This window comes from Microvenator marinus (assembly GCF_007993755.1).
GTDB classification, from domain to species: domain Bacteria; phylum Myxococcota_A; class Bradymonadia; order Bradymonadales; family Bradymonadaceae; genus Allomicrovenator; species Allomicrovenator marinus.
Map to the genome: position 1 here is coordinate 347,171 of NZ_CP042467.1, position 12,457 is coordinate 359,627.

Consider the following 12,457-nt stretch of genomic DNA (forward strand, 5'->3'; position numbering starts at 1 on the left):
TCAATCTCTCAATTGGAGGAGCGATGAGCTTACACGAGTTGCAGTCCCGGGTGAACGCATGGATGTCTCAGTGGAAGGACGGATACTGGACCCCGCATGAAAATTTGGCGCGGTTGACGGAAGAAGTTGGTGAACTCGCTAGGGAAATCAATCACTCACACGGACCCAAGAAAAAGAAGAAGGGTGAAGGCGAAGGGAGCATTGCCGAAGAGTTGGGCGATATCATCTTCGTTGTTGTAGCACTGGCAAACTCCATGGACATCGACTTGGACGCCGTGATGGACGCGACCTTTGCGAAGTACAACGTCCGCGACAAAGATCGATTTGAGAGGAACGAGTGAGTGCGCTTAAAGACTACTTCAGTGAAGACTACTTGGACTCAGTGGCAGCTACATTGGATGGCACACGGCTTAGGTGTCCAGATGCACTGCGCGACCTGAAGCCAGATCTCGCCGAGTTGGAACTCAAGGATCGGGTCAACGCGATCGCCGACCGAATCGTCGAGTTTGCCGAATTGGATTTTCCCGAACTGATGTCCGAACTGCTCGTCTTGCTACCGGAAGAGAAAGCGTTCGAAGACACGCACACACTCGGCCAAAGGCATATCTTCGAGGGCTTCGGGGCGTGGCCCCTTTGTTCGATTGTGGAGCGTCACGGTTTGGCGCATTGGGAACACTCTTTCAGCGCCATGCATCGCCTCACCAAGGCATTTAGCGCTGAATTCGCGATTCGTCCCTTCCTTCTAGAGGACACCGAAAGGGCGATTACTTGTTTGACGCCGCTTGTTTTGGATCGGAGCGAACACGTTCGTCGCTGGGTTTCTGAAGGTACTCGGCCGAGGCTTCCTTGGGGAAAGTCCGTGCCAGCTTTGAAGGATTATCGTTCGGAAGTTCTGGCTTTACTTGAATCCTTAAAGTTCGACCCGTCCGAGTACGTGAGGCGCTCAATCAGTAATCATCTCAACGATCTCACGCGAGAAGATCCTGAGCTAGTGAAGTCAACGCTTGAGCGTTGGCAACAAGACGGGGTGGACGAGCGTTTGATTCGTCATGCATTGAGAGGTCTCGTGAAATCGGGAGATCCGGGCGCGTTGACCATCCTTGGCTTTGGGGCGGTAGACGTAGAAGTGCGGAGTTTTGCGTTGGACGCCGAAGTTATTCGGGTTGGAGACCAGGTTGAAATTCACGCGGATTTTGTAGTCGATGGGCCTGCCGTGGTTGACTACGTGGTGGAGTTTCCGGGAGCCGTCCGCGTATCCACAAAGGTCTTTAAGTGGAAGCACGTCGAGGCTGGGGAGCATCAAGTCAAGAAGAAGCACTCATTTAAGCCAATCTCGACCCGTAGGTATTACGAAGGTTCTGGTAGATTCTCGCTTCAGATCAATGGAGAGATCGTGGGCGTAGCCAGCTTCGAGCTGAAGGTCTGAGGATGGAGCTGACCTGGGAGATTCTGCCCTTTATCCGTTTGGGTGGTTTTGAGCTGCGCTACTATTCACTACTCTTCATCGTGGTGTTTTTGAGTGGATGGGGGCTTTACCGGTGGCAGGTTGTGCGCGGGGGCGGGACCGAAGCCGACGCGAACTGGATGCTTGGAATTGGAATCGTAACCACTTGGTTCGGCGGTCGCCTTGCTCATCTCGTGTTCTACGAACCAGAAACTTTCTTCGAAAATCCGTGGGTGTTTCTTGATGTGCAACGAGGCGGGTTGGCCAGCCACGGTGCCTGGGTGGCCATGGCACTCGCGCTTGCATTCTATGCGAAATGGCGAAAACAATCGTTCGTGGAGATGTGCGACCGCATGGCTTTTACATCGGCATTGGGTGGTGGGCTGATTCGAATCGGTAACTTCTTCAATTCAGAGATTGTTGGCCGAGCCACAGACCAGACATGGGGCGTGCGTTTTCCGCGCTATGAGCAGCGCATGGGTGTCGAAGTTGACCCGAGGCACTTTGAAGCGTTGTTGCTTCGTCATCCCGCACAGCTCTATGAGGCGGTTTGGCTCTTCCTCGTGTTTGGCCTGCTTATGGTTGTGGACAGGCGGCTAGGAGAGAAGCGTTCGCGAGGGTTGTTGTGTGGACTGTTCATCGTTCTCTATTTCGGGGGCAGGTTCTTCCTTGAGTTCTTCAAGGAGTTTGAAGGTATAGAAGTGGGAACTGTACTCACGATGGGCCAATGGCTTTCGATACCTTCGGCGATGGTGGGTAGTGTTGTACTCGTTTGGTCGTTTCGTCGAGCACCTCCAGCGAATTGGATCACTGGCAAGGGAGCTCCGGGCGCTTCATGAGTTGGAGATTTCCTAGCGATCACGTAGACTTCAAACATTGGATAAGTGATTTGGAGGTCGATGTGGTTCGCATCTTTTTTCTCTTGTGGTTCGTGTTCGCCACTTCATGCGCAACAGGCGAGATTCCGGCAGATTTTTCTGGGCAAGATGCCGAGATGGATGAGGGTTCGGACGCTGGTCTGGACACTGAAGAAATGGGCGCGGAATGCGAATCGCCACAAGACTGCTCTGAGCTCAGCGCGTGTGTGAACTCAACCTGCCAGCCGATCGCCCCAGCACTCTGTCTGCCGTGTTCGACTGATAATGAGTGCCCAGACGGTCAATGTTACGAAAGTCCCCTGGGAGATTCCTTTTGCGTGGTGGGGTGCGCAAGTGGTGCGTGCCCATTCGGGTTTGTTTGCGGGTCTCAAGGCGAGTTGAGCGGTCAATGCTACCCACAAGAGCTTGTGTGTGAATCGGACCCTTGTGATGCGGTCACCTGCGAACCAGATTTCGTTTGTGACCCTGCGGTTGCGGACTGTGTGGCCAAGTGCACCCAAGACACTGATTGTGCCGAGGTTTGTGACGAGACCACCGGCTTGTGTCAGGAGTGCCTCGGCGACTCCGATTGCGCTGAGGGCGAGGTCTGTGACTTGCGGGGTACAAAGACGTGCGTCGAGTGCGTGAGTGACTCTCAATGCGGCGCCGGTGAAAAATGCGAACGTGAGGTCTGCGTTGAGTGTACGGAAGATGCGGAATGTGAATCGGGCAAGTGTCTAGTCAATCGCGGTGTTTGCGCAAACTGCGAAGGGGACGGGGATTGTCCAGAAGGTGTGTGCGTGGAGTTTAGTTGTGTGGAGTGCGGCTCAAACTCCGATTGTACGGAGGGGTTTTGCGACACGAACGCGGGGGAGTGCGTTGAATGCGTTCAGAACGGTCAGTGCCAAACCGGGGCCTGCAACACCAACACCAACACGTGTGTAGAATGCGTTTCGGATGATCAATGTGCCGATGGGGTTTGCGACGTTGCGTCCAATGCTTGTGTAGAGTGTCTCGGCAACGCCGATTGTGGCGTCGAGGCTCCCGCATGTGACCCAGCGGCTAAGACGTGTGTGGACTGCGTGGCAGATGCTGATTGTCCAGCCTCCGAATTCTGTGTGCTTAGGAGTTGCGTAAAGTGCCGCGACACGCCTGACTGCACAGCGGGAATTTGTGAGGAAGGCGAGTGCGTTGGCTGCAGCCAAGATAGCGATTGCGCCGGGGAGCAACGCTGTGACGTACCATCAAATCGGTGTGTGACCTGCCTTGAGAACGCGGACTGCGACGCAGGTGTCTGTAGGCCAAGCGATAACACTTGTGTGGAATGTACGGGAGCCGCTCAGTGTCCTGGACAAGTCTGTGATGTGGTTGCCGGCATATGCCGAGATTGTGTGACCAGCAACGATTGTCCCGGCGGTGTCTGCTCGCCTACCTTCTCTTGTGTCGAGTGTTTGACCTCGGCTGATTGCGGGGGAGGGGAGGTGTGCTCTGCACAAAGGACGTGCGAGGAATGCCTGACGAACGTCGATTGTCCGGGAAATCAGGTTTGCACAGCCCAGCGCACGTGTGTGGAGTGTGTGGGTGATGGTGATTGTGTGGACGGTGTGTGTGATGGAGGCGTGTGCGTGGGGTGCGTCGACGACCTCGATTGCTCTATCGAGTCCTACTGTGTTTCCGGTGTTTGCCGAACGTCCGATACGGTCTACTGCACATCCGATGCTCAATGCCCCTCAGGCTCTTGCAATCCAATCTTCAGAGCGTGTACGTGTGAGCCTTTCCAAGGGCAATGTGGTCCCGGCGAGTCGTGCAACTTCTTTGGATTCTATTGTACATTCTAAAAAAAATTGTCGGGTGAGGTGCTCATGGTACGGTTGATGTAGGTAAACCGCGGAGCAGGTACCGACAATGAGCCAAAAAAAGAAGTCAGCCGAAGGCACATTCTCTCGCTATCTGAAATGGACAGTGTTGCTTGCACTGGTTTTCAGCGCAGGACTAATTGCTGGACATCGACTATTAAAATCAGATTCAGCACCACCACTCGTTTCCCTCTCATCGACCCGTTCTGTTCCGCTCGAAGTCAAGCGTGCAGACGCGCCGGTTGAAGAGTTGAAGACCGAGTTCTCATTCTACAAGTCTTTGACGTCTGACGTGGCAGAAGTGGAGATTCCAACCATGCCCATGGAAAAGGTGGTCAAGGCAACGGGCCTAAAGCTCGCGAAGATTGAGGTAAGCGAGGCGCTCGAGTTCGAGATCGCGCCTGCTAAGACTGAACATGCTGAAATCGTAGAAGTCCAAGAGGCTCCGCCAGTTGAAGTTGCTCCAGTTGAAGTTGCTCCAGTTGAAGTTGCTCCAGTTGAAGTTGCTCCCCCTGTCGAAATAGCGGCACCAAAGTACACGCTTCAAGCTGCCTTACACTCATCGAGGGCGGCTGCTACGCGCGACCTGCAACGTTTTCGAGCGCTGGGTCTGGACGCACATCTGATCAGTGCCACAGAAGGCGGCTCGAAAGTTTATCGGGTTCGAGTAGGCGCGTTTAGCGACCAATCTGAGGCCGATGCACTTCGCGCGAAGCTTGAACAAGAGAATGAGATCTCCGCAATCGTCGTTGGGATCTAGAAGCTCTTAGTCGCGATTCTTCTCCAAAAGTCCAAATATACTCAGGTCGGGAGCACTACCTTCAAGGGAGACCACATCTCCAAGATTGAGCGGTTGGGACACATGGGGGCCGTCCAGATAGACTCTGCCAGCCTCCATTCGGGACGTGAACTGTGGCGCTGCTTCCAAGGGGCGAATCCCTTTGAGATGGCGATACGCGCCGATATGTGGAGGGCAGGGCTCTCTAACGAGATACTGAACATCGCGGCTTTCGAGAGGCATCACGTAGCCTCCTGCCGAGCGAATCGCCGCTGTGGAGCCCGCAGCGGTACTCACCCAAACTCCGCTGGATTTTTGCGTTTCTGGTGGGAACTCGCCGAGGGAGAGAATGAGGTCAGTAACAGCCGCAGGGTTTTCATGCGCGATCAAGATATCATTGAGGATCGGGTAGGAATTGACCACGCCATTGATGGCAACCTGGAAGCGCATCAATTTTGCCGGAACGAGGTCTTGGGCGTGAATTTTCGCCAACACACTTGAGAAGTGCATGGCATCCGTGGCGCAAAAATAACCGACCGACTTAACCGGATCTGAGTTTACGCCTAAGAGCGGCGTGGTTTGGATCTTGTGGGAGATATCGAGCACGGTGCCGTCGCCACCCACCGCCACGACCAAGTCGAAACCTTCGATCTTATCTACTTTATGACGAGGCAAAACGGTGAGTTTGACGTCTGCAAGTGCTTCAAGAGTCTCGATGGTCTTTTCCAGATTTCCCTGATGTCTTTGGTGTGCGTCTTTCAACGTGGCAACACTGGGGTCCTTCTTGCGCAGCAGGGCCTCGAGCTCAGCTGAGTGGTGCTCCATCAAGGTTTCGAGCTTACTTGTTTTGTGAGCAAGTAGAATCCTCATAGACACACTCCCGCTGATCGCAATTCAGCCACGTTGACGCCGAGTTCCGAGAATATCTGGTCCGTATCCGCTCCAAGCGCCGGAGCTTGACGATGTTCTTCGCGTTGGGTCAATGGGGACTTCAAGTGTTTCACTCCGTTCAATTCAAAGAACGCCTCACGGCTTCGGTGAAGGGGATGAAGGAGGACTTCGTCGAGGCTTAGAACCGGCTCGACGCACACATCGAGCCCGGCGAAGATCTCAGTCCACTCACTGAGCGTCCTGGAACGGATCACAGAGGCCACAGCTTCGGTATTCTCTCGATTTCCTTCAGAGTGACCGGAGTTCACTAGCGACGGGTCGACGGCTTCCACAAACCCTGCCCAGAATTTGGGCTCAAGGGCTCCAACCGCGAGGAAGCGGCCATCACTGGTTTGATAGATATTGTAGGCAGCAATTCCGCCATCGAGCATCCCGCTACCGGGCTCAGAGCCCCGATTGGCTGCGTGGGTGGCGAAGTGCGGCGCAAGTAGACTCATGGCTCCTTCGGTCATGCTCACGTCCACAAACGCCCCAGCGCCGCTGCGTTCTCGTTTGAATAGAGCGGCGAGGGCGCCCATCGCTGCGTATAGTGCTCCTCCTGCGAGGTCGGCGACTTGAAAGCCGGGGAGGACCACTGTGTTGCGGCTACGGTTTTGGTCTAGCAGTCCTGAGAGAGCGAGAAAGTTCAGGTCGTGCCCGGCGTCGCGGCTTTTCGGACCGCTGTGACCGTATCCGCTGATGCTCACGTAGACGATGTCGGGCTTGAGCTCTTTGACAGCTTCGTATCCGAGCCCAAGCGCATCCATGACACCAGGTCGAAACGATTCAACGATCACGTCGGCGCTTTGAATCAAGCGTCGAATCGGGTCAGCAGATTGAGGGGCTTTGAGATTCAGCGTAACCGAACGTTTGTTGCGGTTGATCGCTTCGAAGAAAACGCCCGACTCGTTGATGAAGGGCGGGTAGTAGCGGGCGTAGTCTCCACCGTTGGGATCTTCGATCTTGATGACTTCGGCCCCCATATCGGCCAGTAGAAGTGTGGCAAAGGGGCCAGGCAAGAGTCTTGAAAAATCTAAGACTCGGACCCCTTCAAGAAAAAAATGCTCCATTAAGCCTCCATTCAAGAAGCTGGAGCATAACAGGATTCTCCCAATGATTTGTAGCGAGAATCGGCGGGTCTTAGCCGAGGAATGACTGAAGCTTCATCGCGAGGCCCATATTTCCTTCGACCTTGAGTTTGCCCATCATGAACGCTTGAGGGCCTTTCAATTTTCCGGTCCAAAGGTCTACAAAGTCTTTTCCAGCGATGGTGATTTTGCATGCAGCGTCATCACTGGCGCCAGCCGAAACCCAATCCGAGTCTTTGGTGAGGTCCACGGTCCATGTACCTTCGTCGTCACCCGTGATGTTGAATTGGAAGACTGCGTTGGCGCTAGAAGCTGCTGGATCTGAAGCGAGTTTCTCAGGAAGTGCGGATTCAAAAATCTGTGTCGAGGTCAAATCTGACATACGTTCTCCTTCTTTGGATTGTGAGAGTAAGCAAACACTAACTTAGAGCGGGTGATATCACTCGAAGTGCCTCAGGGCAAGCCCTTGCTATCAGCGCACGGTGAACTGGAAGCCGATCGAAATGGAAGCGTAGGAGAAGGTCGAGATCATGGACTCTAGTGTGCTTTCTCCCACGGCGGCGCTTGAGCGGGTCACATCGTCTTGCCGTCGATAGGATGGGGTGATGAGCGCGTGAACTCCTAAGTTTGCATACATCGCGATTGGGCCGGATACGTCGAACATTCCTGTAACCCCGGAAAAACCCTTCAGTCCGAACACATAAGGCTGATTTGGCTCAAAGATATGGGTCATCGATAAACCAAGTCCAAATGGGATGAAGAGGTTAAAGTCGCCTTCGATCAGGTACCATCTGAAGACACCTGAGGCGGCCGCCACAAAGAGTTGGCCACGCGATCTGTCTGGAATTGCAATTCTCCTCTCGTCGATCTCTACGTAATCAACCCCCGCGTCATCCACGCTGAAATCTGGGCGCACCTTGCCAGTGCTATCGAAGTTCTCGCTACCACGGTGGTGCAAGATAAGTTCCTCGCGAGCGAACCAGCGGGTTTCAAGCTCAATCGCGAGGTCCTCGAACACAAATGCCGCGATCACAGCCAGTCCGCTACTTCCGGGCTCGTCGGCGAGGTAAATCGTCTCATCTTGAAGATGTGTCACGTTATCTATGTACGAGGTCATTCCTCCGGATTGACCAAATCCTACCTCTACCCCAAACCGAGGTTGAGCCTGTGCCCAAGCAGGTAGCATGACAAAAACGATGAAGATTAGAACGCGCATGACGAATACTTACAGGTGGGTTGCGGCAGTGTCGAGTCCGTAGGCGACTTGACTCTTACGCTCGCATTCATTAACCCTACCGGTCGGATTGGAGCCGCGGAGAATTGATGATTTTTAAGACAATCCTGATTTGTGTAGTTTTCTCGATTTCTGCCAACGCGTGGGCCGAGACCTCTACCGTAGAAGGGTCAACGGACCCGGCAAATACGGTCTATTACACAGTCAAGCCTGGGGATAATATTGGTAGCATTGCCTTGAAATTCGGTTCGGGCGTAGGCGAGATAACATCTTGGAACAAGATGGAATCCCCGGAGGTCAAACCTGGGGACAAGATTGTGGTTAAGAGCAGCGAAAAAGTTGAAGAGAAGCCTAAGAAGGCGCTGCCTGTTGTCCATATCGTGAAGCGTGGGGATACGTTCGAGAGCATCGCGAAGCGCCATAGAGTGACGATTAAGCAGGTTCAAAAGTGGAACCGACGAGTGAACCCGCGACGCTTGCAAATCGGCCAGCAAATCCGCCTCCATATTCCAGGGCGCGGCGGAGAGACGGTGTCATGGGGGCTAGCAAACAAAGGTCGGCTCTACAACGGAGTGGCAATGGAGTCGGTTCCCGGGATGAGGGTGCGCAACGTGGCCCGCGCCTACGGAACCAAAGATACGCTTAGATTGCTCGAAGCAGCAGCTTATGACGTCAAGGCTCGCTGGCCCGACGCGCCTGACCTTGAGATCGGCGATATCAGCTTTAAGTCAGGCGGTCGCATGCGTCCGCATAAGAGCCACCAATCGGGACGAGATGTGGACCTTTCTTACTACCATCGAGGAAACGTCCCTGTCGGCTTTCGGGCGATGACCATTGAGACCTTTGATGCGGCCAAGAATTGGCACATGTTCAAGATGCTCATCGACACAGGACGCGTCGAGTATATTTTTGTGGACTATCAGCTGCAGAAGAAGATGCACGAATATGCGTTGAGCATTGGATATACCGCTGAAGCGCTGGAGCCCATACTGCAATATCCAGCGCCGGCATCGTCCAGCAAGGGAATCATCCGTCACTCACGTGGGCATGATGACCATTGGCATATCCGCTTCACGTGCGGAAAAGTAGACCGCAACTGCAGGTAAAAATATGGCGTGGGTCAGTGGTAGTGCTTCGCGAACTTTTTTTGTTCAGCGTCCAGTAGATGAGGTGCGGGATTTTTTCTTTAATCCTGAGCGCTTCAAGGAAGCGATGAGCCAGTTGGAGTCGGGGACACAGGAGCGCCCAGATGTCTGGCGTTGGGTGCTGATTCCAAAGACCGAGCTCGGGATTACGTTTCAAGGTGATTACACCGTTGAGTATTCTCCCGAAACTAGTCGGTCGAGTTGGCGAACCCTGGAAGGAAACATGCGGTCGAGTGGCGAGGTCGTCGTGAGAGAAAGGGAATCGGGGGTCGAAGTCGAGTACAATGAGACCCTAGAGGTGAGCCTGCCTGTGCCCAAGATTATGGCGAAAGCGTTTGGGCCGATCGTTTCGCGCGAAGTTCGACATGGCGTGGGTGACTTTTTAGACCGTGCGGCTCAGCTTTTGGCCACCTAGTCCTCTTTGCCATCCTCCTTGGAAATAGCCTTAACGAGTTTCTCCAGCGCCTCCGAGCCTCTCAGATTGATGTCTCGCTGAGGGAATGGAATCTCAACGTGGGCTGCTGTGAGCTTGTCCCAGATGATGTAGTTGAGCTGTCCGATCAACTTGCGCTGTGTGATGAAGCGTAAGTCGATGTAGACGAGGAGCTCGAAATTCACCGAGCTGTCGCCAAAGCCGACTAGCCAAACTTCAGGCGCGGGCTCTTTTAAGACCTGTTGATGCTCCTTTGCGGCGTCGAGGAGTATTTCCTCGATCTCGCGAGGCTTGCAGGCGTACGACACACCGACCGGAACGTGAACACGAATCGTGGGGTCTCGATACGACCAGTTGATGACCTCGCCGTTGACGAGATTCTTACTGGGGATGAGCATGTCCACGTTGTCGGGTGTGCGAACGACGACGCTTCGAGCCCCCACGTCTTCCACACGACCGTAGACGTTGTTGACGGTGACCACATCACCCTTTTTCACCGAGCGGCCAAAAAGGAGGATAAATCCCGACACGAGGTTCTCGGTTAGCGATTGCAAACCAAGTCCGATTCCCACGCCGAGTGCTGCCAACACCACGGTTAAGGACGTGAAATCGACCCCGAGAATGACCAAGGCGACGAGTACACCTACAACGAAAAACGCGTAGCTTAAGAGGGTGTTGACTGCGTAGCTGACGCCGACTTCAATACCGAGTTTTGGAAAGACCGTGGTGATGAGAAGGGCACGAAGCACCTTTCCGGCCAGAATCGCCAACATGACCACGACGCTCGCGTCGATGAGATCAACAAGCGTGAGTCCGACTTTTCCGAGCCTAAAGAGATCGACGCTCAGTAAGGTAATTAGCGGGTCCCAAAGCATCAGAAGCTTGAGGGCGAGGATGACCATGGCGAAGTACGCGACGAGCCGAAGCATGCTTCCAATGGAAGAGAAGAGCTCTGATTCGTCTCGAGATTCGGCTTTTGCCACGCGCTCTTTGACGCGCTCTTGTAGCCAGACTCCCATGCGGGCTGCGGCTGAAATGATGAAGATTGCGCCGTAGGCACGAAAGAGGATGAAGCTTGAAGCACGGCCGAAGCCGAACGCTGCCAGAACGAAGAGGAGCACGGTGGCAGCCACCGTTGGATAGAAGTACCTCCGAACTCGGTGGCGAATGGATGCCCCGTATTTTGAGTCCGGGGCACCGCCGAGAAGCTCGACGACTTCGTCGCGAATACGCGCAACAGCGAGGAATGTTAGAGCCACGCCAAGGAACGAAATGAACGCCAGCCAGTCTGTGATGACGCTTGGCCACTCGAGTGCAGCAGCAATTCGCTGAAGCGCGGTCCCCCAAAAGCCTACTCGAACGAGCCAGAGTACCGGTTCAGCAATTTTCCTTGCGCTTTCGTCGGCAACACGAACGAGTCGGAAGCCAAAAAGCCCGACCACACACGCTTGTAGTGCACGAAAGATGAGCCAGGGCAGGGCGATAGCTCCGAGCGCGAGTGTCCACTTTGCGTGACTAAAGAGGGGCTGGATTGGAAAAAGGATCAGACCCCAAATCACCAGGACTGGCGCGAGCCGGCCGCCAAGGACGACGCTCGCCCGTGTGAGGTTGTTGACCCAATCGATGCCGTGAATCTTTATGACGGCTTGTTTTCGCCAGAGATAGCCGAGGATAGCGCGATCAAGGCCCCACACGAGGGCAATGAGCAAAAGAATGATTAGGAAGACTGGTGTATAGTCGACAAGGTTCACCCATAAAGGGCGCTCCCAAACGTGCGAGAAGTACTCATTCGCAAGATCGAGGATGGCGTTGTCGACCTCTGAGTCGAGGACTCGGACCTCTTGTTCAAAGAGTTTTGAGTAGTCGTCCTTGAGCTTCTGTTTTGAAGTCTCCCAAGAAGTACTAAAATCAGTCCCTTCAGCGAGTTTAAAGGGAATCTCCTCCGCTTTAGTCTCGGGTAGTTTTGGAACTTGGGCGAGCACAGAAGGTGCAAAGACCATACACCAAAAAAAGATTAGGAACCGTGCGAGCATTCTTCCCTTCGTCCAATCGCTAACTAGAAACCGTCATGTATCATGAGTTCGAAAACGAGGCCATTGTGGACTTGTTGCGAATGACTAAACGTGCTGATATAAGGCCTGCATGAACACCGGGTTTCTGTACCTAACGAATTTTGAGGAGATAGCATGAAGCTTGTCCGCCTGTTTATAGCCCTCCTGATGTGTGCGGCTCTTTCTTCCGTCGCATACGCGCAAGATGCTACCCCCGTTGAGAACGAGGAGTTTGGCGTCACGGTAACACCACCTGCGAAGTGGGAGGTTGCTCAAGGGAACGATAAAGCCGTCGCGAACTTTAAGCATCGTGGTTCTCAGTCCCAAATCGAAGTGGTCGGCACCAAGCTGATTACAACCGATGTGGCTGATGTGTTCTTTAAGACCTTCCACAAGACTCTCAAGGAGTCGAATTTTGAGGAAGTGTCGGCAGGAGCAGAAGTCACAATCGGGGAGCATAAAGGGACTCAGACTTCATACAAGTTCACTCACTCAGGCGTGACTCTCGAAGTCGTAATCTTTCAATTCCTTCGCGAAAACACTGCGTGGATTGTGGTTGGTTATATGCAAGACGTGGAAAAAGACACGTATCTTCCGGATTTTCAGAGTGTCGTAACGAACATGAAGTTCAAGGGATAACC

At 53.8% G+C, this 12,457-nt stretch carries 13 protein-coding genes; 8 read left to right on the plus strand and 5 right to left on the minus strand.

The annotated features are described in order from the left end of the window. The first annotated feature begins 23 nt into the window (after window positions 1-23). From FRD01_RS01420 to FRD01_RS01440, 5 genes are all read left to right on the plus strand, one after another. A complete protein-coding gene (locus tag FRD01_RS01420; protein ID WP_146956949.1) occupies window positions 24-341 on the plus strand; it encodes a nucleotide pyrophosphohydrolase in 318 nt (105 codons plus the stop codon). Beyond that, window positions 338-1,426: a DNA alkylation repair protein gene (locus tag FRD01_RS01425; RefSeq protein WP_146956951.1), complete on the plus strand. Its 1,089-nt coding sequence runs from the start codon at window positions 338-340 to the stop codon at window positions 1,424-1,426. Before FRD01_RS01420 ends, FRD01_RS01425 begins: the two co-directional genes overlap by 4 nt. Window positions 1,427-1,428: 2 nt before the next feature. Continuing rightward, a complete protein-coding gene (lgt, locus tag FRD01_RS01430) occupies window positions 1,429-2,283 on the plus strand; it encodes a prolipoprotein diacylglyceryl transferase (RefSeq protein WP_146956953.1) in 855 nt (284 codons plus the stop codon). Then, entirely contained in the window at window positions 2,280-4,139 is a 1,860-nt protein-coding gene (locus FRD01_RS01435; RefSeq protein WP_146956955.1) for a hypothetical protein, read from the plus strand. The genes lgt and FRD01_RS01435 overlap by 4 nt, the downstream gene beginning before the upstream one ends. Before the next feature lie 67 nt (window positions 4,140-4,206). Next, window positions 4,207-4,917, plus strand: a complete 711-nt coding sequence (locus FRD01_RS01440; protein WP_146956957.1) for an SPOR domain-containing protein — start codon at window positions 4,207-4,209, stop codon at window positions 4,915-4,917. 6 nt (window positions 4,918-4,923) lie between these two features. On the opposite strand, the gene FRD01_RS01445 is transcribed toward FRD01_RS01440, so the two are convergent. The 4 genes from FRD01_RS01445 to FRD01_RS01460 form a co-directional block, all read right to left on the minus strand. After that, window positions 4,924-5,805 (minus strand): NAD(+)/NADH kinase, encoded by an 882-nt coding sequence (locus FRD01_RS01445; RefSeq protein WP_146956958.1) that lies wholly within the window; start codon window positions 5,803-5,805, stop codon window positions 4,924-4,926. After that, a complete protein-coding gene (locus tag FRD01_RS01450) occupies window positions 5,802-6,935 on the minus strand; it encodes a CaiB/BaiF CoA transferase family protein (protein WP_146956960.1) in 1,134 nt (377 codons plus the stop codon). The genes FRD01_RS01445 and FRD01_RS01450 overlap by 4 nt, the downstream gene beginning before the upstream one ends. A 70-nt stretch (window positions 6,936-7,005) precedes the next feature. Further along, window positions 7,006-7,335, minus strand: coding sequence for an SCP2 sterol-binding domain-containing protein (locus FRD01_RS01455; RefSeq protein WP_146956962.1), 330 nt, complete (start codon window positions 7,333-7,335; stop codon window positions 7,006-7,008). Window positions 7,336-7,425: 90 nt separating this feature from the next. Beyond that, window positions 7,426-8,169, minus strand: a complete 744-nt coding sequence (locus FRD01_RS01460) for a hypothetical protein (RefSeq protein ID WP_146956964.1) — start codon at window positions 8,167-8,169, stop codon at window positions 7,426-7,428. A 107-nt stretch (window positions 8,170-8,276) separates the two neighbouring features. Between FRD01_RS01460 and FRD01_RS01465 the strand changes: the two genes are divergently transcribed. After that, entirely contained in the window at window positions 8,277-9,293 is a 1,017-nt protein-coding gene (locus FRD01_RS01465) for a penicillin-insensitive murein endopeptidase (protein WP_146956965.1), read from the plus strand. 64 nt (window positions 9,294-9,357) lie between these two features. Beyond that, window positions 9,358-9,747 (plus strand): SRPBCC family protein, encoded by a 390-nt coding sequence (locus tag FRD01_RS01470; RefSeq protein WP_146956967.1) that lies wholly within the window; start codon window positions 9,358-9,360, stop codon window positions 9,745-9,747. Here the strand turns inward: FRD01_RS01470 and FRD01_RS01475 are convergent. Next, a complete protein-coding gene (locus FRD01_RS01475) occupies window positions 9,744-11,798 on the minus strand; it encodes a mechanosensitive ion channel family protein (protein ID WP_146956969.1) in 2,055 nt (684 codons plus the stop codon). The two genes, FRD01_RS01470 and FRD01_RS01475, sit on opposite strands and share 4 nt — an antisense overlap. 153 nt (window positions 11,799-11,951) lie before the next feature. Here FRD01_RS01475 and FRD01_RS01480 point away from each other — a divergent pair, with 153 nt between their 5' ends. Next, window positions 11,952-12,455: a hypothetical protein gene (locus tag FRD01_RS01480; RefSeq protein WP_146956970.1), complete on the plus strand. Its 504-nt coding sequence runs from the start codon at window positions 11,952-11,954 to the stop codon at window positions 12,453-12,455. Window positions 12,456-12,457: the final 2 nt, after the last annotated feature.

Excerpts from the sequence above, each read along its gene's own strand:
- FRD01_RS01420 (WP_146956949.1), top strand. The coding sequence starts at position 24 with ATGAGCTTACACGAGTTGCAGTCCCGGGTGAACGCATGGATGTCTCAG.
- lgt (WP_146956953.1), top strand. The coding sequence starts at position 1,429 with ATGGAGCTGACCTGGGAGATTCTGCCCTTTATCCGTTTGGGTGGTTTT.
- FRD01_RS01435 (WP_146956955.1), top strand. The coding sequence starts at position 2,280 with ATGAGTTGGAGATTTCCTAGCGATCACGTAGACTTCAAACATTGGATA.
- FRD01_RS01440 (WP_146956957.1), top strand. The coding sequence starts at position 4,207 with ATGAGCCAAAAAAAGAAGTCAGCCGAAGGCACATTCTCTCGCTATCTG.
- FRD01_RS01445 (WP_146956958.1), bottom strand. The coding sequence starts at position 5,805 with ATGAGGATTCTACTTGCTCACAAAACAAGTAAGCTCGAAACCTTGATG.
- FRD01_RS01450 (WP_146956960.1), bottom strand. The coding sequence starts at position 6,935 with ATGGAGCATTTTTTTCTTGAAGGGGTCCGAGTCTTAGATTTTTCAAGA.
- FRD01_RS01455 (WP_146956962.1), bottom strand. The coding sequence starts at position 7,335 with ATGTCAGATTTGACCTCGACACAGATTTTTGAATCCGCACTTCCTGAG.
- FRD01_RS01460 (WP_146956964.1), bottom strand. The coding sequence starts at position 8,169 with ATGCGCGTTCTAATCTTCATCGTTTTTGTCATGCTACCTGCTTGGGCA.
- FRD01_RS01465 (WP_146956965.1), top strand. The coding sequence starts at position 8,277 with ATGATTTTTAAGACAATCCTGATTTGTGTAGTTTTCTCGATTTCTGCC.
- FRD01_RS01475 (WP_146956969.1), bottom strand. The coding sequence starts at position 11,798 with ATGCTCGCACGGTTCCTAATCTTTTTTTGGTGTATGGTCTTTGCACCT.
- FRD01_RS01480 (WP_146956970.1), top strand. The coding sequence starts at position 11,952 with ATGAAGCTTGTCCGCCTGTTTATAGCCCTCCTGATGTGTGCGGCTCTT.